26 protein-coding genes are annotated in these 26,059 nt (G+C 35.8%); 18 read left to right on the top strand and 8 right to left on the bottom strand.

Annotated elements, in window-relative coordinates; translation table 11 throughout:
• Positions 1 to 462: 462 nt before the first annotated feature.
• Positions 463 to 933: a Csu type fimbrial protein gene (locus AWW73_RS06805; RefSeq protein WP_057106482.1), complete on the top strand. Its 471-nt coding sequence runs from the start codon at positions 463 to 465 to the stop codon at positions 931 to 933.
• Between the two features lie 122 nt (positions 934 to 1,055).
• Here AWW73_RS06805 and AWW73_RS06800 read toward each other — a convergent pair whose 3' ends face one another.
• Positions 1,056 to 2,084, bottom strand: a complete 1,029-nt coding sequence (locus AWW73_RS06800) for a MerR family transcriptional regulator (protein WP_062849194.1) — start codon at positions 2,082 to 2,084, stop codon at positions 1,056 to 1,058.
• A gap of 214 nt (positions 2,085 to 2,298) precedes the next feature.
• On the bottom strand, positions 2,299 to 2,997 hold the full coding sequence (locus AWW73_RS06795) for a DUF1826 domain-containing protein (RefSeq protein WP_062849193.1): 699 nt from the start codon (positions 2,995 to 2,997) through the stop codon (positions 2,299 to 2,301).
• A gap of 323 nt (positions 2,998 to 3,320) precedes the next feature.
• Here AWW73_RS06795 and AWW73_RS06790 point away from each other — a divergent pair, with 323 nt between their 5' ends.
• A complete protein-coding gene (locus AWW73_RS06790; protein WP_062849192.1) occupies positions 3,321 to 4,694 on the top strand; it encodes an EAL domain-containing protein in 1,374 nt (457 codons plus the stop codon).
• Positions 4,695 to 4,837: 143 nt separating this feature from the next.
• Positions 4,838 to 6,784, top strand: a complete 1,947-nt coding sequence (locus tag AWW73_RS06785; RefSeq protein WP_062849191.1) for an acid phosphatase — start codon at positions 4,838 to 4,840, stop codon at positions 6,782 to 6,784.
• A gap of 82 nt (positions 6,785 to 6,866) precedes the next feature.
• On the opposite strand, the gene AWW73_RS06780 is transcribed toward AWW73_RS06785, so the two are convergent.
• The 3 genes from AWW73_RS06780 to AWW73_RS06770 are packed head-to-tail and all read right to left on the bottom strand — an operon-like array spanning position 6,867 to position 9,736.
• Entirely contained in the window at positions 6,867 to 7,781 is a 915-nt protein-coding gene (locus AWW73_RS06780; protein WP_062849190.1) for an alpha/beta hydrolase, read from the bottom strand.
• A complete protein-coding gene (locus AWW73_RS06775) occupies positions 7,765 to 8,664 on the bottom strand; it encodes an alpha/beta fold hydrolase (protein ID WP_062849189.1) in 900 nt (299 codons plus the stop codon). The genes AWW73_RS06780 and AWW73_RS06775 overlap by 17 nt, the downstream gene beginning before the upstream one ends.
• Before the next feature lie 19 nt (positions 8,665 to 8,683).
• Positions 8,684 to 9,736: a sugar phosphate isomerase/epimerase family protein gene (locus tag AWW73_RS06770; RefSeq protein ID WP_062849188.1), complete on the bottom strand. Its 1,053-nt coding sequence runs from the start codon at positions 9,734 to 9,736 to the stop codon at positions 8,684 to 8,686.
• A 180-nt stretch (positions 9,737 to 9,916) separates the two neighbouring features.
• On the opposite strand from AWW73_RS06770, the gene AWW73_RS06765 reads away from it, so the two are divergent.
• Together AWW73_RS06765 and AWW73_RS06760 are read left to right on the top strand one after the other, a co-directional pair.
• Positions 9,917 to 10,516: a TetR/AcrR family transcriptional regulator gene (locus AWW73_RS06765; protein ID WP_062849187.1), complete on the top strand. Its 600-nt coding sequence runs from the start codon at positions 9,917 to 9,919 to the stop codon at positions 10,514 to 10,516.
• Between the two features lie 230 nt (positions 10,517 to 10,746).
• Complete coding sequence (locus tag AWW73_RS06760; RefSeq protein ID WP_062849186.1) at positions 10,747 to 11,757, top strand: MBL fold metallo-hydrolase; 1,011 nt, start codon at positions 10,747 to 10,749, stop codon at positions 11,755 to 11,757.
• An 89-nt stretch (positions 11,758 to 11,846) separates the two neighbouring features.
• Here AWW73_RS06760 and AWW73_RS06755 read toward each other — a convergent pair whose 3' ends face one another.
• Positions 11,847 to 12,605 (bottom strand): HD domain-containing protein, encoded by a 759-nt coding sequence (locus tag AWW73_RS06755; protein ID WP_062849185.1) that lies wholly within the window; start codon positions 12,603 to 12,605, stop codon positions 11,847 to 11,849.
• A 678-nt stretch (positions 12,606 to 13,283) separates the two neighbouring features.
• On the opposite strand from AWW73_RS06755, the gene AWW73_RS06750 reads away from it, so the two are divergent.
• The 9 genes from AWW73_RS06750 (at position 13,284) to AWW73_RS06715 (ending at position 20,660) form a co-directional block, all read left to right on the top strand.
• Entirely contained in the window at positions 13,284 to 13,838 is a 555-nt protein-coding gene (locus AWW73_RS06750; RefSeq protein ID WP_062849184.1) for a TetR/AcrR family transcriptional regulator, read from the top strand.
• Positions 13,839 to 14,100: 262 nt separating this feature from the next.
• Positions 14,101 to 15,267, top strand: a complete 1,167-nt coding sequence (locus AWW73_RS06745; protein ID WP_062849183.1) for a carbohydrate porin — start codon at positions 14,101 to 14,103, stop codon at positions 15,265 to 15,267.
• 12 nt (positions 15,268 to 15,279) lie between these two features.
• Complete coding sequence (locus AWW73_RS06740) at positions 15,280 to 16,575, top strand: serine hydrolase domain-containing protein (RefSeq protein WP_062849182.1); 1,296 nt, start codon at positions 15,280 to 15,282, stop codon at positions 16,573 to 16,575.
• Between the two features lie 291 nt (positions 16,576 to 16,866).
• Positions 16,867 to 17,571, top strand: coding sequence for a hypothetical protein (locus AWW73_RS06735; protein ID WP_057106069.1), 705 nt, complete (start codon positions 16,867 to 16,869; stop codon positions 17,569 to 17,571).
• 17 nt (positions 17,572 to 17,588) lie between these two features.
• Positions 17,589 to 17,765 carry a hypothetical protein gene (locus tag AWW73_RS18915; RefSeq protein ID WP_016144804.1) on the top strand — a complete coding sequence of 59 codons (177 nt, stop codon included), beginning with the start codon at positions 17,589 to 17,591 and terminating at the stop codon, positions 17,763 to 17,765.
• Between the two features lie 34 nt (positions 17,766 to 17,799).
• Positions 17,800 to 18,768 carry a CorA family divalent cation transporter gene (locus tag AWW73_RS06730; RefSeq protein WP_016144805.1) on the top strand — a complete coding sequence of 323 codons (969 nt, stop codon included), beginning with the start codon at positions 17,800 to 17,802 and terminating at the stop codon, positions 18,766 to 18,768.
• Between the two features lie 163 nt (positions 18,769 to 18,931).
• The gene (locus AWW73_RS06725; protein ID WP_062849181.1) at positions 18,932 to 19,489 is read left to right on the top strand and encodes a hypothetical protein; all 558 of its coding nucleotides are present in this window, start codon (positions 18,932 to 18,934) and stop codon (positions 19,487 to 19,489) included.
• A gap of 2 nt (positions 19,490 to 19,491) precedes the next feature.
• On the top strand, positions 19,492 to 20,184 hold the full coding sequence (locus AWW73_RS06720) for a hypothetical protein (RefSeq protein ID WP_062849180.1): 693 nt from the start codon (positions 19,492 to 19,494) through the stop codon (positions 20,182 to 20,184).
• A gap of 158 nt (positions 20,185 to 20,342) precedes the next feature.
• The gene (locus tag AWW73_RS06715) at positions 20,343 to 20,660 is read left to right on the top strand and encodes a hypothetical protein (protein ID WP_061875852.1); all 318 of its coding nucleotides are present in this window, start codon (positions 20,343 to 20,345) and stop codon (positions 20,658 to 20,660) included.
• 77 nt (positions 20,661 to 20,737) lie between these two features.
• Here AWW73_RS06715 and AWW73_RS06710 read toward each other — a convergent pair whose 3' ends face one another.
• Both AWW73_RS06710 and AWW73_RS06705 read right to left on the bottom strand, forming a co-directional pair.
• Positions 20,738 to 21,601: an alpha/beta hydrolase gene (locus tag AWW73_RS06710; RefSeq protein ID WP_062849179.1), complete on the bottom strand. Its 864-nt coding sequence runs from the start codon at positions 21,599 to 21,601 to the stop codon at positions 20,738 to 20,740.
• Between the two features lie 40 nt (positions 21,602 to 21,641).
• Positions 21,642 to 22,985: an MFS transporter gene (locus AWW73_RS06705; protein WP_062849178.1), complete on the bottom strand. Its 1,344-nt coding sequence runs from the start codon at positions 22,983 to 22,985 to the stop codon at positions 21,642 to 21,644.
• Between the two features lie 340 nt (positions 22,986 to 23,325).
• On the opposite strand from AWW73_RS06705, the gene AWW73_RS06700 reads away from it, so the two are divergent.
• From AWW73_RS06700 to AWW73_RS06685, 4 genes are all read left to right on the top strand, one after another.
• Positions 23,326 to 23,520: a hypothetical protein gene (locus AWW73_RS06700; protein ID WP_062849177.1), complete on the top strand. Its 195-nt coding sequence runs from the start codon at positions 23,326 to 23,328 to the stop codon at positions 23,518 to 23,520.
• 250 nt (positions 23,521 to 23,770) lie between these two features.
• Entirely contained in the window at positions 23,771 to 24,229 is a 459-nt protein-coding gene (locus AWW73_RS06695; protein WP_057106061.1) for a hypothetical protein, read from the top strand.
• 315 nt (positions 24,230 to 24,544) lie between these two features.
• Positions 24,545 to 24,889 (top strand): hypothetical protein, encoded by a 345-nt coding sequence (locus AWW73_RS06690; protein ID WP_061875856.1) that lies wholly within the window; start codon positions 24,545 to 24,547, stop codon positions 24,887 to 24,889.
• Positions 24,890 to 25,013: 124 nt separating this feature from the next.
• Positions 25,014 to 25,958 (top strand): DUF4424 family protein, encoded by a 945-nt coding sequence (locus AWW73_RS06685; RefSeq protein WP_062849176.1) that lies wholly within the window; start codon positions 25,014 to 25,016, stop codon positions 25,956 to 25,958.
• Positions 25,959 to 26,059: the final 101 nt, after the last annotated feature.

Raw genomic sequence — 26,059 nt, 5'->3', positions numbered from 1 at the left:
TATTCATTTTAAATTTAACTTCACAATTTTCTTAGTATTGAACTGATAAGCTAAACAATATGTAAAATTATATTCTATTTGCCGAAATATTATTTTGATCGGTTTTTTTATGCAATTGCGAGAATGGACAGAATGATTAAGTAAGGTTTAAAAGCAGATTATAAATTACTGATAATTTTTAGAAGTAGTGGGGTGATTAAAATGCATACAGTTTGATAAATAATGACAAAATTTACGCTTAGGAGAAATAAAAAACATCCACTACTTTTTAAATTGGTTAGATTGCGCGTAATTCATCACAAATTACAAAAATAATATGCAAATCATGTGATTAGTATAGATTGACACTGTGCAATATTAAGTCTTATAACTAAACAATCCTGAAACTGTTTCTTTAATAGGAACAGAAAAAACACAATATAAAGATGAATAGTCATTAGAACAAAAAGATAAGGAGAAGACATGAAAGTCATTCAATACGCCTTATTTTCTCTTATGGGAATGCTGACAATAGATAGCGCAGTTGCTGGAAATGCATCTACATCATTAAGGGTCAGTTTAACCATTGTAGAAACCTGTGAAGTTTCAACGGAGGGAAATTTAGATTTTGGTTCAGTTGTACGTTCTCAACCCGTTGCTGCGGCAAGAACAGATGTATCTGTCCAATGCAGCAAAAATACGCCGTATCAATTGGCTGTAACTTCAGACAATAACTTTGAACTTAAATCTACTACCAGCCCAGCATCTGTTGCATATGTACTGTACCAAGATGCGGGCCACACTCAAATTTGGGGAGGGACGGCGGATAAAATACATTCAAGAGTCGCAACAGGAATGAAAGAAAATATTCCTATTCATGGGGTAATTACATCGAGTACCAATGTTCAGGCAACCAAGTATGAAGATTGGGTTCGTGTGAATGTTATATATTAATCGTGAAAAATAAAATAAATATCAAAACCTTAATTTAGAAAAAGAAAACCCGTTTTTAGCGCAGAATAGAGTATTTTAAAAAGCTACACCACATTATGGTGTAGCCAGCTGCTTTGATAGAACTAAGCACCACGCATTAGTGCTGCTACTGCTTTTTCCAAAAATTGTAGAGTCACTGGTTTGAGCCAAGTTCCGTCAGCAAGGCTTGGTTCATTTTGCATTGCTGTACGGATTTTTTCTTGAGTACTTGGGTTTTTGCCAGCATAGCCTTGTAGCATAGAGAGCCATTGTTGTGCCAAATGCTTTGCTCCTTCGCTATCTGGTGTGACCTCGGCATCAATCAATTTTTCAATATCGACTAATAATTGAGGCCATTTTTTCATCTCACGAATGTAATTTTCTTTTAGAAAAGCAAACTCATCGTCAGATAAATAACGGGCAAAAATACTCAGCTTACTCTCAGAAAAAGCTTTAAGTAAAAACTCAACCACTTCTGGCGTTACACCTAATTTTTCCTGAAATTCAGGCTCGGCCGAATTTATGGCATTTAGTTTAACTAACCATTCAGGGTTAGCTCGCGTGTTATGCTCAAGAGTTTTCATCCACTTTCGAGCTAAGTTTTGAGCTGCTTCACTGTTAGATGGTTCGCCAGCATTAAACAGTGCATTTGCTGACTGAGTTAACTCTTGCCATTCTTGGTGACTTTTACTGCCTGCTTGTAAGAAAGTCAGTTTTTCAAGCTCTTCTTTTGTAAAGTATTTCTCAAACATCGCTATAAGCTCCAGTGTTTTTAGCCAATCCTCCAAACCAAGCTCCTCACCACTTATGATCTGAGATTTAAGTTTGCTGAGCTGATTTCGCAAATTCTTTTGCTCTGTCAGCCTTTGATCAATTGCTTGAATCTGCTGATCAATAATCGGTAAAAGTGCAAGATTGGGGTCTTCAAGAACCGTATGGATTTCGGCTAACGACATTCCCAGTCCTCGTAATGCTTGAATCTGATGCAAACGAGTAATGTCTTTACGGGTGTATAGTCGATAACCAGCATCGGAACGGACCGAAGGCTGAAGTAAACCGATATCGTCATAGTGATGAAGGGCACGGACAGTAAGTCCTGTTTGCTTAGCCAATTCACCAACTTTTAACAGCATCTTTTTAGCTCCTTCTTCCTTAGGCGTGTTTTATGCTAGGGGCTTACGTTACGTGAGGGTCAACTACTTTAAATCATATTTTTTCATTATTTTCGCTTTAATAGATATTCAAGTTTATTTGATCCGTTTTCGGAATATCTTAAGAGATTATTAAACCAGTTTTTATTGGATAAAAATGACTTCAAGCCATTTCAGGCATAGATTGGCAATATATTTAACAAATCAGCAGCAATCGATACTCGCCATCTTTTTCAACAGGCGCTCGATGAACACAAGGCAAAACCTTTTGAGTTGGATGATCTACTGCTAAACGCCAAATATGTCCCGTACCTAAATTTACAGGTTGGGCATTGGGTTTAGGCTGATAATGCAAATCAAAAAAATACTCTGCCAAAAAGTCTTCAAATTCACTTTCTGGGCCGTCATGTAACGCTTTTAGTTTTTCTCGAATTTCCGGAATTAAAACTTTTTGTTCAACTTGGTGATTGGGCACAATATCGCTAGCAGCGCCGTGATAGGTACATAAGAAGGTATCGGTTTCAATGGGGGAGCGATCAACATGAAATGAATATACATCTGTTGAAATGAAATCTAGGTCTTCATCGCGTTCATAATATTTAAGCAAATTAAGTACAGGTGAGGCACCAAATTCAGTTAACTGCTGCATATCTTCTAAAATAATTTCTCTAGCCAAATTACCTTTTTCTGAAAGCTGTAGCGCTAATAAGTCTTCAACGGAAACTTCTGTAATATTTTCTTTTAACTCAAGTTTATTCACAACTTCTGAAAAGTCGCCCACCAAATTTCTGTACCAACAAATCGCATTTGTATCTCCTTGAAACTTTGTATTTACAAGTTCAGAGAAACTAGACACTTGCCTAATTTGTTTGCTGTCAGAAAAAGCATTCTTCATATAAGAATTAGATAAACCAGAAGCCGAGGCGCATAATATACACTGAGCTATCTACCGTGGCTAAATGATATTTTTCATTAAATAAGTTAACCGCTGTTGGTAATCAAACCTTGTGTAGCCTAGTAGAGGTATGTATCGTTAGGGGATGATCCTTTAAAAGTATAAGGCGTTGGATAAGCAACATCGTTCAATTAAACAACCAGACTGTACCACCACAAAAACAACACCGATCTCAGGATGAGTCGTATAAATAACAAGGAATAAAACATGAAGTTTTATTGGTGAATATTGATAAGGCAAATCAATGATCAAAATTGGGGTTTATGAAGAAATATTTTACGGTTGATTTATTTATGTTAGCTTCGTCTTACTTTAAAAAACACAAAAAAAATTACCGTGCTGTAAAGGACCAACAGCTTACAATCGCAGCAAAAGCCAATATTTTTATTTGCATCATTTTTTGTTTGTTTTGGACTCTATATTTCGCATTTGCACAAATGTGGTTGATTGTGTCTATGGACATCTTTTTTACACTGATTTCCATTTTTAGCTTTTTTCTTATCTATATAAACCGTATTTCAGCAGGAATTCTCCTTTCACAAGCCGTTCTGCTGGTGTTTCCGGTCGTGTTTTGCCTATTTTTTGATATAGCTACAGTTGATCGGCCGCAAGTGGCTCATTTATTTTTACCCGCTGGGGCGATATTGGGGTATTTAAATTACCGTAGAGATCCAAGCTTTTTACAATTCATTTTAATTTTATTGTCGATCGGGTGCTTTATCTTTTTTAGTGGCAGCTCTTTTAATCTTGAGAGTGCGATACCACTACCTGAGGATATTCGGGATCATGGCGGATGGATTGCGACCTGTGCTGCCACACTCATGATTTGTATTTCAATTTACACCATGCAATTAGAGATACAAACAGAAAACACCATGGTGCAAGACCTGCGCTTAGCTCTTGCAAAGGAACAATTTGAGCTTTTTTATCAACCGCAAATGAATGCTTCTGAAAAGCTGATTGGCGCGGAAGCCTTGCTCCGATGGCATTGTCCTACTTTAGGGTATATTCCTACAAAAGACTTTATTCCTGCGGCTGAAACTTATGGGTTAATGCCAGAGATTGGGGAGTGGGTATTGGCTCAATCTTGCAAAGTTTTACAAGATTGGAGTAAAAAAGCCGAGACTAAAGATCTTACGCTTTCAGTCAATATTAGTGCTGATCATTTTATGCAACCCACCTTTGAGCAAACTTTGATTGATTTGGTTATGCAATACGGCATAAATCCATCTCGTCTTATTTTAGAAATCACTGAAAATATTGCTTTAAATAATTGTGTAAGCATGATCGAAAAAATGCATTTCCTTTCAAAAAATGGAATTCAACTTTCTCTTGATGATTTTGGTACAGGTTATTCATCTTTAAGCTATCTACAAAAAATGCCGATTAAGCAAATCAAAATTGATCGTAGCTTTGTACAGGCTGCTTTGGAGGATAAGCGTAGTAATAAACTCGTCACTGGCATTATTAAAATTGGACTAGATTTGAACCTGCGAGTGTTAGTAGAAGGCATTGAAACGACTGAACAATTTAATGCTTTTAAAGACAATGGATGCACTGAGTTTCAAGGTTATTTATGGGGACGTCCAATGCCTTTAAATGACTTTTTAAAACAGTTATCTCAATTCAAAAAATAAGCAAAAGAGTTATTTAAGCGTTGAGTTATAGAAAGTAAAAAGAGTTCCATATTGTTTAGAAAAGTTTAAATTAATTTAAGATATGTAATAACAGCTAAACATTAATGGTGAAAGATACGGATATTTATTAAACGGGTCACATCATGTCTAGCTTTAAAATAAATACACTTTTACTTTCTCTTATTTCTTGTTCGGTCTTTTTTACGGGTTGTAATGACAGCAATAACTCAGATGATAATTCGACAGCAAATCAAGAAATACCTGCAGCACCTAAGGGTGTGGGCTTTGAAGATACTGCTCCAGTCCCATCAAATATCACGACCATTGTAGATTCATGGGCGACCAATCAACGTGGTGATGCTAGATATGCCACAGTTGAAACAAATGCTGGGGTACGTGTGCTGAGCGGTTTTTTAGATGTATGGACGCCATCTAGTTTATTTGTAGATGCGGGCCAATCTGCTGAAGCAAGAGATGGTTTTCCAGCGGTAATTGAATCAAACTGGACAGGCTTACCAGGTGACAGTACGGACGGTACAAAAAAGAATGTAGATGTATTGAACTACAACATTAATTATTCAATTCAGACTACACAGAAACGTACAGAAGAAGAAGCTATACGTGCCTATTTAGATGATAGACGTGGAAAAAGTTATAGCGTAACGACAGGGATGGGAGCATTAACTGATCCGTGGCGAAAACTCACTGGGCAAACCACCACAATCAATTCGGTGCCAGCCGATGCAACACAAGTAAAATACGATGATAAAGGCAATAATAGTGGGCTAACCACAGCCGATGGAAATGCCAATTTCGGAAAAGTCGTTGAATTTGTGCAAGCGATGGGGAATAACTCATCAACAGAGTCGGCAAAGCGTTTTTATAAATATGCTCGTCCGTGGCGTTGGAGTTCAGAGGTTATTGTAGTACCTAGTTTAGAGTCTGCAAAAAGTAGTACACCTACAACTGATGGTGGCTTCCCAAGTGGGCACACTGCCGAAGCTGGCCGAAATGCAATCGCGATGGCATATTTAGTGCCTCAGCGTTATCAGGAACTGATTGCACGTGGTTTAGATTTGGGTGATTCACGTATTATCGCGGGCATGCACTCAGCGATGGACGTGATTGGTGGGCGACTTCAGTCGATTGCCGCAGATGTTGCCAACTTAAATGCCATGACGGTAGAGCAACGAAAAGAAGCTTATCTACAAGCTCAAACGCAGCTCATGAAAGAGACCAATAGTTCAACGTTTGAATCATTTTATCGTTTGGCGAAAACACCTTATGACGCGAATGACCGTTTCGCCGATCTTGAAAAATTAAAACAGCAGGTGAATCACTGGATGACCTATGGTTTTAACCAGATTGGCGATAAAACAAAAATAGCTACGGTGCCTAAAGGAGCAGAGGTGTTATTAGAAACTCGACTTCCTTATTTAACTGCCGATCAGCGCCGTGTGGTTTTGAAATCGACTGCGCTTGCTTCGGGTTATCCGGTCATGGATGACGTTGAAGGCTATGGCCGCTTAAACTTGTTTAAAGCTGGTGCAGGTTATGGCACTTTCGATGGCGATGTAAATCTGACCATGGATGCGAGTTTAGGTGGTTTTAATCAATATGATCAGTGGAGTAATGATATTACGGGTGCGGGTAAACTCACCAAATCAGGTACAGGAACTTTAGCGCTGACAGGAAATAATTCGTTTACTGGCGGTATTGATTTAAAACAGGGTGGTTTGGAAATATTGTCTGAGCATGGTGCTGGTCAAGGCGATATTTATATGCGTGAAAATAGCTTATTAAAAACCAACTCAGCTAAAACAGTTACCATTGAGGGTAATCTAACTCAACTTGCAGGAACAACATTTAACATCACCTTCAAATCGAATGTACTTCCAGCCGTTCAAGTGGCAAATACGGCTACCCTAAATGGAACATTGCAGCTTGTCACAAAAGACAATTTAGCGGCAGGAACATATACGGTGTTATCGGCTAAAAAAGTTCAAGGCACCTATAAAAAAGTGACCTTAAATGGTAAAGATATTACGCCAATCTATCAAAATAATAGCGTTAAGTTTACGGTGTCTTAATAGAAAATTGGGCCACTCCATTAAACATTTTTGAAGAGTGGCCCGACTAATTAATGTGCTTAAATGCTGGAAACAAAACTATCTACATATGAATTTTACTATAAATAGATTTTACCTTTTCAGGACTAATTGCCAGCATGTGAATAGCGCCATGAATCATTCCATCTAACAAATGAAAGTTTACTTGAATACCTGCATCCCACAGTTTTTGAGCATACCTTTCACCATCATCCCGAACTGGGTCATATTCGCAAACAAAAATGGTTGCATCAGGCAGTCCATCTAAAGACTGAGCAAGTAAAGGGCTTACAAGGTCATTCTGTTTTTCACTTTCATCTTGCACATATTGATCCCAGCAATAAACCATTGTGGATGAGTCCAAACCATAACCTTCGGCATATTGGTGATAAGACTTGCTACTCATCGTGGCATCTAAGGCTGGGTAAAAAAGGAGTTGATGACTCACCTTAATTTCTGGATGTTGTTTTGTCATTAAACATGTGGCGGCAGTTATGTTTGCGCCCGCACTATCTCCACCTACAGCAATACGGTTTTGATTAATTCCAAACTGTGAAGCATTCTCGTAGATATAACGAAATGCCGTAAAAAAATCATTTAAAGGTGTAGGGAACTTAAACTCTGGTGCCAAACGATAGTCCACAGAAAATACAACTTGTTGAGCGGATTCTGCTAACAACCGACACGAGCGGTCCCATGCGTCTAAACTTCCTAGACACCAACCTCCACCATGAGCAAAAACTAAAGCGGGCCGTTGCTCAGTGTTTTCTAGAGAATAGGGAATATAAACGCGGACTTCGATTTTCGCGCCATCTGAAACAGCAACATGAAAACTTTGTTGATAGCTTGCATCTTGCTCAATGCCTTGCTGATCAATAATGTCCTTATTAACTTGTTCTCTTAACGCTTGTAACGAGTTTGCACCTTGTGTGGTTGGTCTAGATTTAAGCCAACTTTCAATTTCAGCAAGTAGAGGCATAGCGTTCTTCCTGCTGTAAAAAGTCTAAAATGAGTGAGCTAAATATTTCTGACTGTTCTTCCATAATGAAATGGCCACAGTCTTTGACAATCGCACTGGTTAAATGCGGTGAAACCTTTTTCATGGTTTCATAAGGTGCATTATCTGTGGCATGTTCAGCACCAATGGCTAAAACTGGCATGTCTAAACTTTTAGTTTCTCTAATTTTGTTTTGACGTATGGTCTCTGGAATAGAGCGGTAATAATTAAAACCCGCCGTTAAACGACCCGGAATTTTATAGGCTTCAATATAAGTTTCAGTCGCAACTCTATGTTTATGCCATGACCATTTATCAAACATATAATTTAAATAAGTATCTTCACGGCCCGCGATTAAAGCTTCGGGTAAATCTAGGGTTTGGTTAAACATGAAATGCCAAAGAAAAATGTTTTCACTCGGCTCAACAAAAATAGGAGGTGCGGGCGCTAACCCGGGAATCACAGCTTCTGTTACCGCAAGACGAGTCACTGACTCGGGAAAGTCAGATGCAAGCGCATAGGCAACCCACATACCAATGTCATGACCAACAACCGAATATGTTGGATATTCAAGTTGAGTCATGAGCATTGATAAAATTTTAGCAATACGCCCCGTATCGTAACTTCCATCCAGTGGAGCTGAATTTCCGGTTCCGGGTAAATCAATTGCGATTGCTCGATAACCTTTTTGCGCCAATTCAATCATGACTTTGTGCCACGCGTACCATGTTTGCGGCCAGCCCGGAATCAGTAATACCGCTGGGCCTTCACCTAGGGTGACATAGTGTAATTTTTTGCTCTCGATGTGAATATAATGATGATCGAATTCGTTATGTGGGTTTTCATTGAATAATTGAGTTTTCATGTTGATCTCTTAAGATTCCTTAAATCCCTAATAACTGATTAATTTGTGTCTGATTTACAGGGGCAGCAGCAAAGTCATCAAACACTTTATCGGTGACATGAATAATATTTTGCTTAATAAATTCGGCACCTTCACGTGCGCCATCATCCTTATTTTTAAGACAGCATTCCCACTCTAATGTGGCCCAGCCTTCGTAGTCGTAATGTGCTAACTTTGAAAAAATCGCTTTAAAGTCAACTTGACCATCACCCGTAGAACGGAATCGGCCCGCTCGATTTCCCCAACTTTGATAGCCGCTATACATTCCTTGGCGGCCTGTTGGGTTAAATTCGGCATCTTTAACATGAAACATGCGAATGAAATCTTTATAGATATCGAGATATTCCAGATAGTTCAGTTGTTGCAAAACAAAATGGCTTGGGTCAAAAAGAATATGGCAACGTGGATGGTTGTGAGTCCGCTCTAAAAACATTTCAAATGTAATGCCATCGTGCAAATCTTCACCAGGGTGGATCTCATAGCAAAGGTTGACGTCTTGTTCATCACAAGCATTCAAAATAGGAAGCCAACGACGCGCCAATTCATCAAACGCCGTTTCGATGAGTCCTAACGGTCTTTGAGGAAATGGAAATACATAAGGCCATGCCAAAGAGCCTGAAAATGTCCCCATGTCTTTAAGACCTAAGCGGGCAGATGCCTGAATTGAAGCGAGCATTTGTTGTTTTGCCCACTCGGTTCTGGCTGCTGAATTACCATGTAAATGAGATGGGGCAAAGTTATCGCACATTGAGTCATAAGCAGGATGCACAGCCATTAACTGCCCAAAGATATGCGTCGTTAACTCACTAATTTTTAAACCATGATTTTTTAAAGTACCTAATATTTCATCGCAATAATCTTGGCTTTCTGCTGCCAAATTGACATCAAATAAACGCTTATCCCAAGCAGGAAGCTGTACCGCTTCAAAGCCTTGGCCTGATACCCAAGCAGCAATATCTTTTAGACGGTTAAAAGGGGAAATGTCATCACTGAATTGAGCAAGGTGAATACTTGGGCCTTTGATCGTTTTCATAATAAAACCTAATTAGTTGTCGATCGACAAACAATAGGCTTAATTTTTGAAAAAAACAACTTTTTATTTGAAAATCAAAACAAAGCGAGACTATTTTGAATAAATCTCATTGATTTATTTGTGAAAATATTTTTTTCGAATAATAATAAAAAGAGGTACTAAATTTGATAAAGGGTCATTATGGCTGGCAGACCAAGAGAGTTTGATCGAGAAGAAGCCCTCGTAAAGGCGAGAGATTTCTTCTGGCTTCACGGCTATGAAGGCACATCCATGTCAGATTTAGTTGAAGTTTTAGGGATTGCATCTGCTCGAATTTATAAAGCATTTGGCTCTAAAGAGGCTTTGTTTAGAGAGGCTGTAAATCACTATGAAAAAAATGAAGGTAACTTTGCCTTAAACGCTTTAAAACAAAAAAATATTAAGGATGCAATCAGTCAATTATTTGAAGATGCGCTAGCACTTTACACGCAAGCCAACCATTCGTATGGATGTATGGTCGTGTCGGCAGCGAGCGTGTTAGGTGAAGAAAACCAAGCTGTTTTAGATTGGATGAAAACGCAGCGTATTGCACGGGCCCAAAGTCTAGTCGATCGATTTGTTCAAGCAAAATCAGACGGTCAATTGGTAGCAGAGGCTGACCCTAAAACCTTAGGGCAATATTACGCACTTGTTCTGCATGGATTATCGGTTCAAGCAAGAGATGGATATTCTAAAGAAGAGCTTTCTCAGGTCATTGATTTTGCATTAAAAAATCTAGATCAATACGTTGTAAATGCCTAATTAATTTATATTTATTAAATTTAAGATATGTTGGCAGAACTCTAAATATAAGAGATCTACCTTATATTGATTTTTTTATTAAACAAACTTAGTAACTAAGAAAGGCAATCATTTGTCGTATTGGATACAAATTTGGAATATCCGGATATAAAAAATATTAAATCCATACTATAAGTTGATTATCGAAGATAGTGATCGATATTTCAACTACTTACATGATGGATTTTCGTATGAAAAATGGAAGTTTTCGTTTAGCAATCGGCTTAAGTACTACCATGCTATTTGGTATGGGACTGGTTCATGCAGCACCTGAGGGTGAAATGAAAGTCACTCTACTCGGAACAGGAACCCCGATTGTTAATATCAATAGATTTGGTATGAGTACTTTAGTTGAGGCTGGCAATCAAAAGTTATTATTTGATGTGGGTCGTGGTGCAGTTATTCGTCTTCACCAAATTCAAGTGCCTTTAAGAGATATTAACTCTATTTTCTTTACACATATGCACTCAGACCATTTAACTGGCTTCCCTGATTTATATGCGTCAGCTCCGTTACCGACTGACGATGGTCGTAGTAAAGCTCCAATTTCAATTTATGGACCTGTTGGAATCGATAATTTTGCACGCGGCATTGAAAAAGCTTTCACAGCTAATAATGAAATCCGCTTAAAAGGTGGGGAAACAAACGAGCCAGCTACTAAAATCAGTGATCACTTTTTACCAGAAAAGGGAGGAGTCGTTTATAACAAGGATGGTGTAAAAGTCACTTCATTTCTCGTAGATCATGGACATGTAGAACCAGCTTACGGATTCCGTGTAGATTACGCAGGACATTCAGTCGTGTTATCTGGAGATACCACTTATTCTTCAAATTTGGTTCAACAAGCCAAAGGTGCTGATTTACTCGTGCACAGTTTATCGATTGGTAGTCGTGAACTTGAAAAAGCTCATCCAGAATATGTTCAGCACTTCTATTCATATCTTGCAAATACTGAAAAACTAGGTCAAGTACTCAATGAAACTAAACCTAAAGATGCGGTAATTTCACACATTTCTTTATATAGCAAAGGCAATATTGGCAGAGCGAGTGAGAAAGAAATTCTTTCGAGAGTAAGTGAAAACTATAAAGGTAAATTCTTATTAGGACAGGATCTAATGAGCTTTGTTATCAGTAACAAAGGTGTTACCCGAGTACCGTATGATCCAAATATTCGACAATTTGAACCCGTCAAACAGAATTAAAAATTAAAAAATCCTCCTTTGTGGGGATTTTTTTAATTCCAATTTAGGATGTTTCAATACTTAGTGTAAATACTTTATAAATATTATTTCTACTCTTTAAATGTATTCAACTTAATCATGAGCGGTAACCCAAGACTATTTAATAAGCTAGTTCGAGAATTTGGTACATTCTTACTTTCTAAATCAATAAGCTCAATAAATTCTTTATTAAATTGTTTTCTAGGATATTTTTCTAAAATTTCATTTTTAAAAGATAAGGGGAGTTGATAGAGACCGTCACTAATCACATCACAGGATGCGCCTTGCTGTAATAGTGTAATTTCTGCTGGGTCAGAATGATCTATATAGCCGTTCATATGTAAGCAGATAGCATCTTTAATAACTTCACTTTTCTTTTCATCAAAGCTATGTTCTTTAGCCTTTTGCTCAAAATGTTTAGCACTCTCATAGGTAAAACAGTTACAACCTTTACTATGAATATGTTGCTCAGTTAATCCAATATCATGAAAAAGTGAGGCTATTAAAAGTGACTCATGATCAAATTGCTGCTTTTGTATATTACCTAAGGCGCCTCCCCAGAAATAAGTTCGCCATGAATGATTGTAGATAGATATATCTGCTTTAGCTTCTAGTTCATCAAGTGCAGCTTTAACCATTTGAGTATCTGGTATTACGATCTGATCCATATCAAAATCGTTGGAAGTTTTGAACCGAAAGTAATTTATTTTTATAGAGGCCATAACACTAGGCAGCATAATTTTTTGAATTAACTTAATTTTATTTTTAAAGCTGAGCTGACCATTTGTAGTTTGCATCCAGTGATACGAACCAATTCTTGTAATTTTCATTATTAAATCTCATTTTAGAGTAATTACTCTAAAATATTATCATAGATAATTTTTTGCAAGTTGTATCTCTTAAGACCTCGATAGAGCTTTGATTGATAGAAGTTTTATAAACCCCACTTTAACAATAAATTTTAATTATTTATCCTTACTTTTTAATGATCTATTTTAAAGCAAATGTCATTTTGCGTGCTTGACTGTAAAAGGGTTGGGCACTATCCTTTGTCTGCTGGCCTACATCGCCAGTCGGTTTTGACGGACCGTATCATAGAAGCATTAAAGGTTTTTACTTTTAGTGTTTAGCCCCTCGTGCCCCCTCTACGGTGGAACGGGAGGGGGACACCTTCGGGTGTGCTGGCTCTATGACCAGTCCGTCAACCCTCTTTCGTTCTGCCACCATAATTTATAATGTTTTGGCAGAACTCCCAATAAAAAGGAGTTGGCTTTGCACATCCATTATTTCTTGGCTCTCAACGCCAAAAGCTATAACGACACTACTTAAACTTTTAAAGCAGTTTGATCGCCGTAAGGTGTTCAGGCTTTAAATTACTTCGTCTTAAAACTTAATCAACAATAAAACTTGAGATGTGCCACGCACAGTCTTACGGGCTTTGCTGTGCCTTTTTTTCTCCCAAAAAAGTATCTCATTTAGAAACAACAAGAATTTATAACGGTAAAACTATGCCAAATTTAGTGCTTTCTTCCCGCGCCATACACGTCATCAATAAGTCGATTCATTTATTTCACCATCACTGCTTTCATACCGTGGGAATCGACAGAATTGTGAAAGAGTGTGAAGTTACCAAAGCGACTTTTTATAACTATTTTCATTCAAAAGAACGATTTATTGAAATCTGCCTAATTGTGCAAAAAGAACGTTTAAAAGAAAAAGTGATTTCAATTGTTGGGTACGACCAAGACACAAGCGTGACCAATAAACTTAAAAAGCTTTATTTCTTACACACCGATGTAGAGGGACTTTACTATTTATTATTTAAAGCTATTTTTGAAACGAAACTGACCTATCCAAAAGCCTATCAAAACGCAGTGAGATATAGAACGTGGCTCATTAATGAAATTTATAGCCAGCTTAGAGCACTCAAAACTGATGCGACTTTTCAGGATGCAAAGCTATTTTTATATCTGATTGAAGGCGCAATTATTCAGCTTTTAGGCTCAGATGTGGCAATTGAACGGGAGAGAGTGGTGGAGTGTTTTTTGTTCGGATTTCAATAATTTTTTGATTATTTAATAGCCTAAGTGTTGAAGCATGGTATGTCATTTTTAGACAAGATTAATGTCATTAATGCACAAGTCGGAACAATATAATTATGTTGAAATCAGATTTAACAAATAAGGTTGAAATGGGTGAGTAAGCCTAAAATTATTCAGCTAAATAAATATTGAGTCGAGCTAAGAAATAATCATCTTGATAAGTTTTTAATTATAAAAGCATAAAACTAAAGAGATGATTAATTATTTTAAAGGAAAGGATTCTATGTATATATCTAAACAAGGATGTATAGGTATACTCGTGCTTTTATATAGCATAAGTACAAATGCAGAAATTAGTCTAAAAGACAATTTTAAGTTCACAGCTAATTTTATTGATTTAGCGATGTATAGCCAAGAAAGTGCGGTAGATGATAATTTTACTAACTCAGCAGGTTTATTTCTAAATACCGACATTAAATTAGCGAATGAAAATTATGATTTAGGTGTTTTAAAGGCACAATATGTATTTAATGGCTTAAATGATGATGCACAATTAAATACCTCAAACAATTGGTTTGGTGGAGTCGGAAGTTATGTCGGAGGCGCAATTGCTGCCAATGATTTGGCTTCATCCCAACTTAGTTTGCTGACTTGGGATAAGTATTGGAGCAATAAGAAATTATATACTTCTATTGGACGTACCAACTTAAGAAGATATTTCCTCTATAACAATTGCCAAAATATCTTGTTGTGTACTGACCCGATTAAAGGGGCAATGGGTTCATTGCCGACTAACTATGCGTATTGGGGCGGCTATGCTAAATATAATTTTTCAGACAATATCTACATGCATGCAGGAGTTTTTGAAGTAAACACAGATGATTATGTTTATAAGAAGAAAGGATTAGATTTCTCCTTTCATCATCAACTAGGTTACAGCCAAGTATATGGTGTGGGATATAAAGATAAAAATAGTAAAGCAGAGTTATTATATTTTTATAATAATTCTGAATATATTAATATATATACACAAGAAAAATATAATGGTACAGATGGTTTAAACTTTAGATTTAATCATGATTTTAGCAATCAAAATATTCCAACTGTATTTGGTGCTTACTCGTATATTGATGGGAAAAACCAACCTTATAAAAATTATTGGGAGCTTGGTTTAAGCTATAAAATTAATCAAGGTAAAAATCATTTAGGTGTGAAATTTGGTCAATCTAAACTCAATGATGACTATGTTTTAATGACCCAAAAAATTAATGGTAATGATAATAAAACAACCTCATTTCTTTCTTTAGATACCGATATTAATTACAAACGTCTAACTTTAAGCCCATTCGTACAATACATCTGGAACCCAGATAACTACTACCGTTCTACAGGAAAAACCTTCAACAGCAATGTGATTGTCGGTTTAGTCACTCAAATTAAGCTCTACTAAGGGAAAAAAGAGATGAAGATTACAAAAATTAGCTTACTATTCACAGGTCTATTCGTCAGTAGTGTCGCTTGTGCTGAATATAGCTGTCAGCAGTTAGAACTAAAAGACTGTCCAACCACCGTAGATAAAAAATTACCTGATCCACACGATATGTTGACATGGACACAACAGCAAAGAGTAATTGGCTTTCGAAATACATTCCGTAGTTATGATGGCAGTGTTTTTCACCCTGACAAGAAAAACGTGCTTGCGCTACCAAAACTTAAGAACAGCATAAAAAATAAGGATATCCATTACTCGGTAGATGGGAAAAACTATAATTTAAATGATTACTTAAAAAGCCAAAGTGTGGCAGGTCTAATTGTATTAAAAGACGGTAAAATTGCTTATGAATACTATGGGCAAGGCAATAATGATACAACGCTATGGACCTCACGTTCAGTTGCAAAATCTATTGTAGCAACGCTGATAGGGGTCGCTATTCAACAAGGTAAAATCAAATCGGTAGATGACCCCATCATTCAATATTTACCTGATTTGAAAGGAACTGCTTGGGAAAAAGTGTCATTAAAACAACTTTTACAACACACCTCGGGTGTTGAGTGGAATGAAAATTATAAAGATCCAACTTCAGATTTTGCAAAAATGACTTACTGTGAGGCAGCCAAGGATCCAGATGCTTGTGTCTATAAAAATGTGAAAAATTTGAAAGCTAAATATGAACCAGGAAAGGTATGGTCATATAGCACTGGTGGGGCATATCTAGTGGGTAAAGTCTTAGAAGCAGCAACGCATCAGAATATTGCTAAATATCTTGAAGATACTATCTGGAAACGAGTAGGTATGGAGCGAGAAGGTGTTTGGCAGTCCTATACCCGCAATCAAGTTGACATGGGTGGTCATGGGTTTAATGCAACTTTGCGTGATTACGCACGTTTCGGACAATTTATATTGAATGACGGGCGCGTTTCTAATGGAGACAAAATGCTACCCGAAGGTTGGACGGCGCAAGCAACCGAATGGAATCAAGCGAAAGGTTCTGTATCTGAAAACTATCCGAACGGGATCTATGGTTTTCAATGGTGGAATTCACATGCAAAAAAAGGGTCGCCTTTAACTACTCAAAATTCTGATGCAACTTTTTGGGGGCTAGGCATCTTTGGACAAATGTTAGCTATTAACCCTAAAGACAAGATTGTAATGATGCAATGGAGTACATGGGAAACTGCAATGCCATCCGCTCAACTTGATAATGAAAAAAGTTTATTTTTTAATGCAGTAACTCAGCATCTTACTCAGCAAAAATAAGCATTTTTTATGTGGTTTAGATTGTCACTAAATTTTAACTTGATATTTATTTACGACAGTTTTAGAATCCGGCCAACGAATTTTTCAGGAGCTTCATTGTGAGTACTTGCTCGAGTGACACTAGTCGATCGGTAATAGTCTAAGTATCCCCTGAAGTCCTTACAGACCTCTTCTTGTGGATACAAGAAGAGGTTTTTTTTATATTTCCTCTCTTTTAATTTCTATTATCAACCCATGATTTCATCATGATTGGTTGCAAGTTCTTGCATGCGCTCTTTTTTTATGGGAGTGATGCCAGTGTTATATACCCTAAAGAAAAGATCACTTATTTCTAGTTTTTGCTTGTTGGCTTTTTCTACTTCTAGCCATAGTGGGCGGCCTATGGCTGTTGATGATGCAGCTCTTGTTTCTCCACAAACTTGCCAATTAGAAACATGGGTGCAACATAATCCTGACAGTAAAGAATATTGGGCAGTACCTGCTTGTAATTTTGGTGGCAATTTTGAGTTTGCTGTAGGTTTGGGCAGGGTAAACGATGACACTGAACATGCCAGCTATGCAACTTTACAAGGTAAAACCTTATTAAAACCGCTACAAACCAATGATTGGGGAATTGGATTTTCATTTGGAACTCAAATGAATACCAAAGATTCTTCACAGAAAGATTGGTCCGTAAATGTACCTTTGAGTATTTCAACGCTAGAAGACAAATTCTTAGTCCACCTTAATCTCGGCTGGTTACGAGAAAATACCACCCATAAAAATCAAACCACGTGGGGAATTGGAACAGAAACACAACTGGCCCAACCATTAACGCTCACTGCCGAAGTCTATGGTAATGACCGAAATGACTCTTTTTACCAAGCTGGATTTAAATACATGATCTATAAAGACTTTGTTCAATTAGATGCAAGCTATGGCAATCAAATTTCGAGTCATGACGATGCATTTTTTTCTGTTGGATTTGTATTCCTTACAAATACCTTTTTACCTTAAATTTCTTGGAGTGCTAAATGAAAAAACAGCGTAAAAAACCTGCATTTCTCAATAGTATGGAAAATGAGATTATTTTAGCAGTATCAATGCTTTATGCGATTATTGTTACGATTATGATCATTGTTCACTATATCCAACCAAGTGAACAAGAAACTCGCTCATCTTCCACTTCTGTTTCACATACCAGCAAATAGATTTATTTAGCTCATTCATTACTCAGGAGCAAACATGATCACTAGTTACGTAAAATCAGGTAATACATTAGCTATGCTACAAGGATTACCACTAGATATTGATCAAAACCTAGTCTGGGTTCAAGTGCATCTACCCACGGCAGATGAGCTGAAACTATTAACAGAAACCTTTTCCATAGATATTGCTAATAGTAATACGGGAGAAGTTGAAATTGATGATTATCACTATATTAGATCCGAATTATTAACCCTAAGTGCAGAATGCCATCCTACTTTTGGGAAAGTATTATTTATTTTGGGTGATAAAGTATTAATAACGATTAACTCTACTGAAAATTTCAGACCCTTTGAAAGTGCTTTACGTCGTTTAAACAGAAAAGCTTCTTATCATGAGACACCTCGATCAACATTGCGTGTATTACTCCAAATCGCAAACGATAATACGGATAATGTAATAGATTGTATTGCCGAAGGATTAAAAGAAACATCAGACGAGATTTTTCAGATCTCGGAAGGTCGTGGAGAAGATGGTAAAGAGTTAGGTGTACAGGATCTATTAGAAACAATTTTTAATTTAAATCAGAGAGAAGAGCTGATATCCAGATGTTTGGAGTCACAACTTTCTTTAATGCGAGTAGTACGATATCTAAATGGCGAAGTAGATAACATCAGTGAAGTAGAACTTCAGATTTTAGTCTCTGAACTCGCTGGTGATGTTGCCGAAGTTAAGGAATATGCCTCATTTGAGTATGAAAAAGTACGATATCTGCAAAATGCGGTCACCAACATTATGAATATTAAACAAAACCAGATTGTTAAGGTCTTTACCATTATTACTGCTGTGTTTTTACCACCAACATTGGTAGGTACATTTTATGGAATGAACTTTGCTGTAATGCCTGAGTTATCTTGGGAACATGGTTTTTTATATTCTATGATTCTGACTCTAGCTGCCGCAATCCTTCCTTTAGCTTATATAAAACATAAGGGTTGGTTACGGTAATTCATATTTAGAATGTGCTCTTTTTGATAATGAAAGAGCACAATATAATTTAGAAAGATACAGATATTTTTTGTTTTATAGATTGTTTCATTATTTTTTGATTTCATCTAAAACATAGAGTAAAGTTCACTCGCAAGATATTAAATAAAATGAATGGCTTGTTATGAATATTATAAAAGGTACTAATTTTTGGAGATTACTTTCTATTATACTAGGTTTTATTATTTTTCTAGGATTGTATTATTTTTTTATAGTATATCCTAAGGATACAGAGCAAGCCAGAACAAGATTTTCAGAAGAAGTCATGGCTTCTTTTTTTTGGATGGACTTATCTGATGAAGTGGAAATAAACAGTATTATTTTAAAAGAAGGGCTGGAGTTAAACCCCATTAATGATCAGATATACATTAACGATCTGAATGGATTAAGTTCATTTTACACTTGGAATGGTGAACATAAAGAAATGAAAGATGTCTTAAATAAATATTCTGAGTATTCATATTTTGGTAATAATGGCATTCGAGGATTATGCTTAAAGCTTATGTTTGTACAACAATATAATCAAAAAATTCAGCAGAAAAATTATTCTTCACCAAGGCTATTAGCATCAAAAAATATTAATAAACGTAATCTGGAAACTATCTCTCCATGGTTAAATGATATGAAGGCTTTTGATAAGTTTTATAAAGCTAAACACATGATTCCAAATTGTAAAATATAGATATGGCTTCTAAAAGTTTTCTTTCTACGCTTGCACGGAAAAGTAAAGAAAATAGAGGAAATATAGCCTTATGCTCTATTCTTTTTATTATTCCTTTATTTGTATTTCCTGCTTATCCAAAAAATGAATGGCAGTACGAGCTATATCAATACATCACACAGACTATGCATGTGACTGTTGGTACGAAAGGCCCATTACCGTTTTTTACGATTCTTTATAGCCTTTATATAACCATAGTCATGTTCTTTGTTGGTTGTGTTATCTGCTATTTTTTTATTAAAAAATATGGGGTTAATAAAACTTATCAAGAGGAAATTTATAAAATATTTTTTAAAGCCGAATTTAAATCTTCAAAAAAATACCCTTGGTTAGAGAAACCTTTAATCAAAAAGACATTAGTCTCAAGTTTATTTGCCCTATGTTTTGTCATGGGAATACTTCACTTTATTTATGATGATATTACTCAGCAGAGGCCCAGACGTAGAGGTGGACTTATAGTATTGGGGTATAATTACAGAGTCGGGATCATGTTTTGGGAAATCATCACAACTTTATTTAGTATATTTCCTATTTTTTATTTTGGTCTTTTATTCTTATACATCATTAATTATTTTTTCCGCGGGCTAGGTACAGGTAAGGTGACTATTCCTATAAAAGTACCAAGCAAAAAACAAAAACGAAGTAGGAAGGTGTGATATTTTCTTTTTGAACTGATTAAACACATTTCACTAATATATCAATAAATGTGACAGAATCTAACTTTTTATAACCTGTAAATGCGACTATCCTAATTGGACTTGAACACATCCTTTTGAAGTGTTCGTCTTTTCGTTAGATTTTAGGTATTTAAAAAATGAATAAAATGCACGTAACTTTAGCGGTAATTATTGGCTTAATTGTTGGTGGTGTAATCGGTGCTCTAGGCTACTCTAAAACTGCTGCACGTTATGACGCAATGACCACAGCATGTGTCATGGTAAATCAAGCGGTTGAACATGGCATCTTGCAACCAGAACAAGTCAAAGAGCTTGGTGAGCTCACAGGCCAAAGCCTTAAAAAAGATTATGAGTCAGTTGCCTCTAAATTTAAATTCTCTGAAAAGCAATTAGGCAATGCCTCTGAAGGATCTCATTGTAGTCAGTTTATTGTTGGTGTAAATGCCGCAAAATAATTTAAAGGAAGCCCACAGTGTGTGGGCTTTTTTTATACTGTATAACTATATCAATTGACTATGTAATGGCTCAGACATTATTTATGAATAAGCTCCAACATATTTTTAAATAGCACACTATCTTTGTCGGCAAGGGTATTTACAATGTCAAAATGATTATGTCCTTCATCTTTTATTAATGAAACGGCTAAATCTTTTTCTTTGCAAATAGAGTAGAAAAAATTGGTTTGATTATGGAAACCTTGTGTCTCTAGCTCTCCTACACTAAGTAGAAGTGGTGCGGCATTTTCTGGCAATGGTAAATTTTCATAAGGGCTGAGTTCAGTTGCTTGTTCTGGACTGAGTTTAAGCCATTCATTAATGTTGGTATCACACAAGGGGAATAAATTATAAAGCCCACTTAAGCCAAGGACCCCCTTAATCACATTTTTTGGCAAATTAAATTCTTCTTGCCAACGATCACTCCAAAGCATAGCAACTAAATGCCCTCCAGCAGAACTTCCACCTACATATATTTGTTCAGGGTCTATGCCATAAGTTTTAGCATTTTGGTAAATCCAGGCAATCGCTGTTCTTACTTCTCGCACAATTTCAAAAAGCGATGCGTGAGGGCAAAGGCTATACTCAATCGTGGACACGGCTATACCATGTGCGACAAAATTTTCAGCCATAGAGCAAGCATCATCTTTACTTTGTGCACGCCAATAACCACCATGAATATAGATGAAAATCGGAGAAGGTTGTTTCTTTGCTGGAAAAATATCTAAGGTTTCTCTTCTAGCTAAGCCGTACTGTAGATTATACAACCCTGTAATAGCATCTTTGGATTTCTGAGCAAGTCGTGCATATTCCTTCATACAAGAATCAAAATCATCCACTGAATTTCTGGCGTTATATTGAATTTCTCTTTCTTGAAGATTTGAAAAGAATAGATCAGTCATGTAAACCTCGATAATAATTTATTTAATTAAAGGATAATAATTAATCAGTACTGACGACTTTAAATTTTTGCTTAGAGATATTTAGTTCGCGATACCATTTAAGTGCTAAACAAATAAAAGCAATAAAGGTAGGTATGGCTAAACTTAAGAAAATTGAACTCAAATCTAGATTCAAAGTAAAAATTAAAGAACCTAATAGTGATCCTAAAATTGCTCCAATACGGCTTATTCCATGCATCCAAGAAACACCAGAGCCTCTACAGTTCGCAGGATAAAAGAGAGTAGCTAACGGAAACAATGCTGTTTGGGCACCTGCTAATAGGCCTCCAATCATAAAAATCAGAATTGAAAATAGGGCAATGTTTGTATGGGTAAAGCTAAGAAGAATGAATAATAAGAAGGCCGAGAAATATGAAGAAGTAATCACTTTGGTTGGATTTAATCTATCCATAAATCTACACATGATTATGGCTCCAATCACGCCCCCAAATGGGAATAAAGTAGACATAAGACTTAATTGTTGTAGATCAAAACCAACAGTTTTTAAAATTGTCGGCATCCAGCTTGTAAAAAGATAAAACACTAATAAACTCATAAAAGAGCAAAGCCATAACATTAATGAACCAAATAAGTATTTGCTAAAAATATCTTTAAGTGGATTATTCTGTTCAACAACTTCCTTTTCAGCTATAGATAAGACAAGCTCTTTATCAATTTTTTTACCATGTATTTTTTCTAAAATTAAAAGTGCTTTATTCTTTTGGTTATTAATAATAAGGAATTGTGTGGATTCAGGGAGGGTAAAAATGAGTACAAGGGTAAGTAATGCAGGTATCAAACCAATAATAATGAGTAATTCAGACCAACTAAAAATTTTTAATAGATAAGCAGAAAGAAAGCCTCCAGAAGATACTCCCATTAGAAATCCACAACCAGCTAAACCCGTGAGAAAAGCTCGATGCTTTTTAGGCATATATTCTGAAACGATTGTACTTACATTAGGCATTGTCGCACCTAAGCCAAGTCCAGTGATAAATCTATAGATAATGAGTTCTGTTGTATTGGTCGAGTAAGCAGAGATTATTGTAAATATAGATAAGATTAGCATGCTGATAATCATAATTTTCTTTCGGCCGAACTTATCTGCAAAAATTCCTGATATTAAGGCGCCAATACTCATACCGATTAAAGCCGCACCAAATACAGGAGCTAGTTCGGCCTTTGAAATTTGCCACTCATCCAACAAAGGTGGTGCTATAAAACCTATGATTCCAGTATCAAGTCCATCACAGTAAAATACTAAGAAACCTAAAACAAAGACCACCCATTGGAGGGGAGCTAATTTTTCTCTATCTACGATAGTGTTCACATCTATTTTATTCATATGTATCCTTGAAATTTGTTTTAAAATTCTTGTGAAACAAAGAAGAATTGCCGTACTCAATAAGTTTTAAACATTCCTAACTGCTCAAGATTTATTCTTATTTTTATCTATGATGAAAAATATCCATTTCATCCGTATCTATATCCACTAATTCCAAATGCATACATTCTGCTTATCCAATTATGATTACACGGGTTGGATATCAGTGGATGAATAAACGCTACAAGAACAACTGAACATATTATCTACAAACTGCTATAATCATGATCATCACAAAATCTAACTTAAGCTTGCTCCAAGAGCAGGCTTTTTGTATGCGCAAATAAACCTGCTAGGAAATATGAAACGTTATCTAAAACAAATTCAAACCACCACTTCTAACTGGACCACAGAGCAAGATTGTTTCTTGATAGAAAATAATTCTCTCTCAATATATGAACTTATAGAACATTTACCTTTTTCCGAAGAGGAAATACGAGTACGTAGAGCTGTGTTAGGGCTAGTTCGACGAGATAAGCAAATGAAAACATATTAGTTTTACCAAATGGTAAAAATTAATATGAAAGTAAATATTTCAAAGTATCTCTATTCAAGCATTTATTTTGTGGATGAATTATCAAAACCATAATTTTTTTCGGTGTTTTTTTGGTGCAAATTACACAAAGCTTTAATTACTTACAAAGCGAGCCAATAAGATTACCTTTACTTACATATCTTTCAGCATAATCAAAGTCATAAAACATTCACAGATCAGCACTTTATAACAATAGGATGGAGAGAGGTTAATGCCAAAGTATCTAGCTGTAGCCGAAAAGGTTTATAAAAATATTAAAAAAGATAGCTTATTCACTGATGACATTACTCAGAACCTAAACTGTTTAATTAGTCAGATTCGAAAAGCGATCAAAGGAACGGAGTTTAAGCTCAAGTTCAATTATATAGACTTTGAAGAAAACTTAACTAAGCCGTTAAGTGAGTGCAAAGTCCAAATTGATCTGAGTGTTATGCCAAAGTTCGCAAATGAAGGTGAATATCTTCTTTGGTTGGCTGGTTTTATTGAGCGAATCACAGAAGGTGGAAAACCTAAATTACCACCAATTTCGCACTTTTTACCACCAGGTTTTAAGATGTCGAAAGATTCATTCCCAGTAACTGTTGCTCCTCCAAAAGAAGAGCATGCAGATATGATCATCAATTATTTTAAATCTGAGGATTTTATTAAAACCAATAAAATTCCTTCATAAAAGAATATAGAAGTGAACGTCCACCTTACTTCTATATACCTGCTGGTTTAAATTCAGCGACCGCCTTCTGGGGCGGTTTTTTTTTGTCTAAAATTTAAAGATGCTGCAATTCTTTCTTTCCCTTAATCTCATATTTAGGGAAATAATAAATGTATGAAAATGTGCTAATATTTAATGTTTTATAATAAATATCAGTATATTAGTTATATCTTTTGATAAAGATAAGTATACACTTTTCACATAAGCAATGTATCAAGTAACGCAATTAAACATTTGGCTGATCATAATCATTAAAAAAAGAGAATTGAGAATGATATGAATGAAAATGCCGAGCTTATAAAATATATAGACGTTGCTGAAAATGTCTATGAACGTGTCTATAAAAACAATCAAGTTTCAAATAATTTGATTGTTAATCTCAACCGAATTATGGCGGAAATTAAAAAGCAAGCCCAAGAAAAAGATCTGAAGTTAAAATATAATTCTATCGACTTTGAGTATTGTTTGAGTTTGCCTTTAGCTGATAGAGATATAAAAATCGACCTCAGTTTAATTCCTCACTTTGAATACCGTGATGAATGCATTTTATGGCTAACTAACTTTATTGGAAAAATTAGTGTGCCTAAAAAGATGACGAGGCAGAAATTAAGTTTTCACTAGAAAATTAGAGTTTATAGAGATATATGAGTCATCACTAAAAGACTAACAACATTTAGTCTTAAACAGTTATGCTTTATTGCAGAACGATATTTCATAATTAGAAAATGACATAGAGCACTTTAAAATGAAAAAGTTTGCAATAACCTTTGCTGTTTTGGTTCAACTATCAACCTATGGTTTAGCCAATGATTCTACGGGTTACGTAGGGACAGGTGGGATTCAATATCTCAAAAATTCGCAGATTGCCATGCACAGCGAAGATCTATTTATCAGTAAAAAACTGGTTAAGGTCGATTACGCCTATAAAAATTTAAGCAATAAGGATGTAACGGAAACGATCTTATTTCCATTACCACACATTGATAATTTTTTTGAGTCTGATTTTGCTCATACAGAACAGCTTTTAAAAAGTTTTAAGATTGTGGTGGATGGTAAAAATATTAAACCAGAGATGCATGTCAGAACGTTTATTCAAAAAGATGAGAAATCACTTCTAATTGATGTAACGGAGGAGTTTAAGCAATGCGGTTTTAGTGAAAAAGATATGTTAAACCCATGGACTCGTACTAACTATGATTATGAATATTATGTAGAAAAGCTAAAGCATTGTGATAAACCACAGATACAGAAAATTTTAGCCAATTTTAAAAAAGATGATGTTATTCCATGGTCATCTCAAGTGATCTATAGCTGGAAACAAACCTTTAAAGCCAATAGCTTGACTAAAATTCACCATGAATACAAACCTCTGGTCGGTGGTTCTGTTGCTCTCTATCCAGATGAATATAACCAGCAATTTTGTATGAATAAACAATTTAAGCAGGGCTTAAAAAAAGCCAGTGCAGAAAATTCACCATTTAGTGCTTTGGGCTATATTTTGACGACGGGTGCAAATTGGGCAAAGCCGATTGAAAACTTTAAGCTCACTATTGAGCGAGATAAATATGAACTGGTTTCATTTTGTTGGGATGGACCAGTCAAAAAGATTAGCCCAACTCAATTTCAAATGACTAAAACCAAGTTTGTACCTAAAAAAGACCTAGATATTATTTTTGTGAGAGTGCGATAATTTCATACAAGCTTTTGGTTTGACCAAATGACCTCACTATTGATTGTGTGTCATGAGCTAAACATGGCATACAATAAGAAAAGAGACTGGATGTTGCTGTC

It is taken from the genome of Acinetobacter lactucae (assembly GCF_001605885.1).
GTDB classification, from domain to species: domain Bacteria; phylum Pseudomonadota; class Gammaproteobacteria; order Pseudomonadales; family Moraxellaceae; genus Acinetobacter; species Acinetobacter lactucae.
This window is presented reverse-complemented; position numbering and strand designations above follow the sequence as displayed.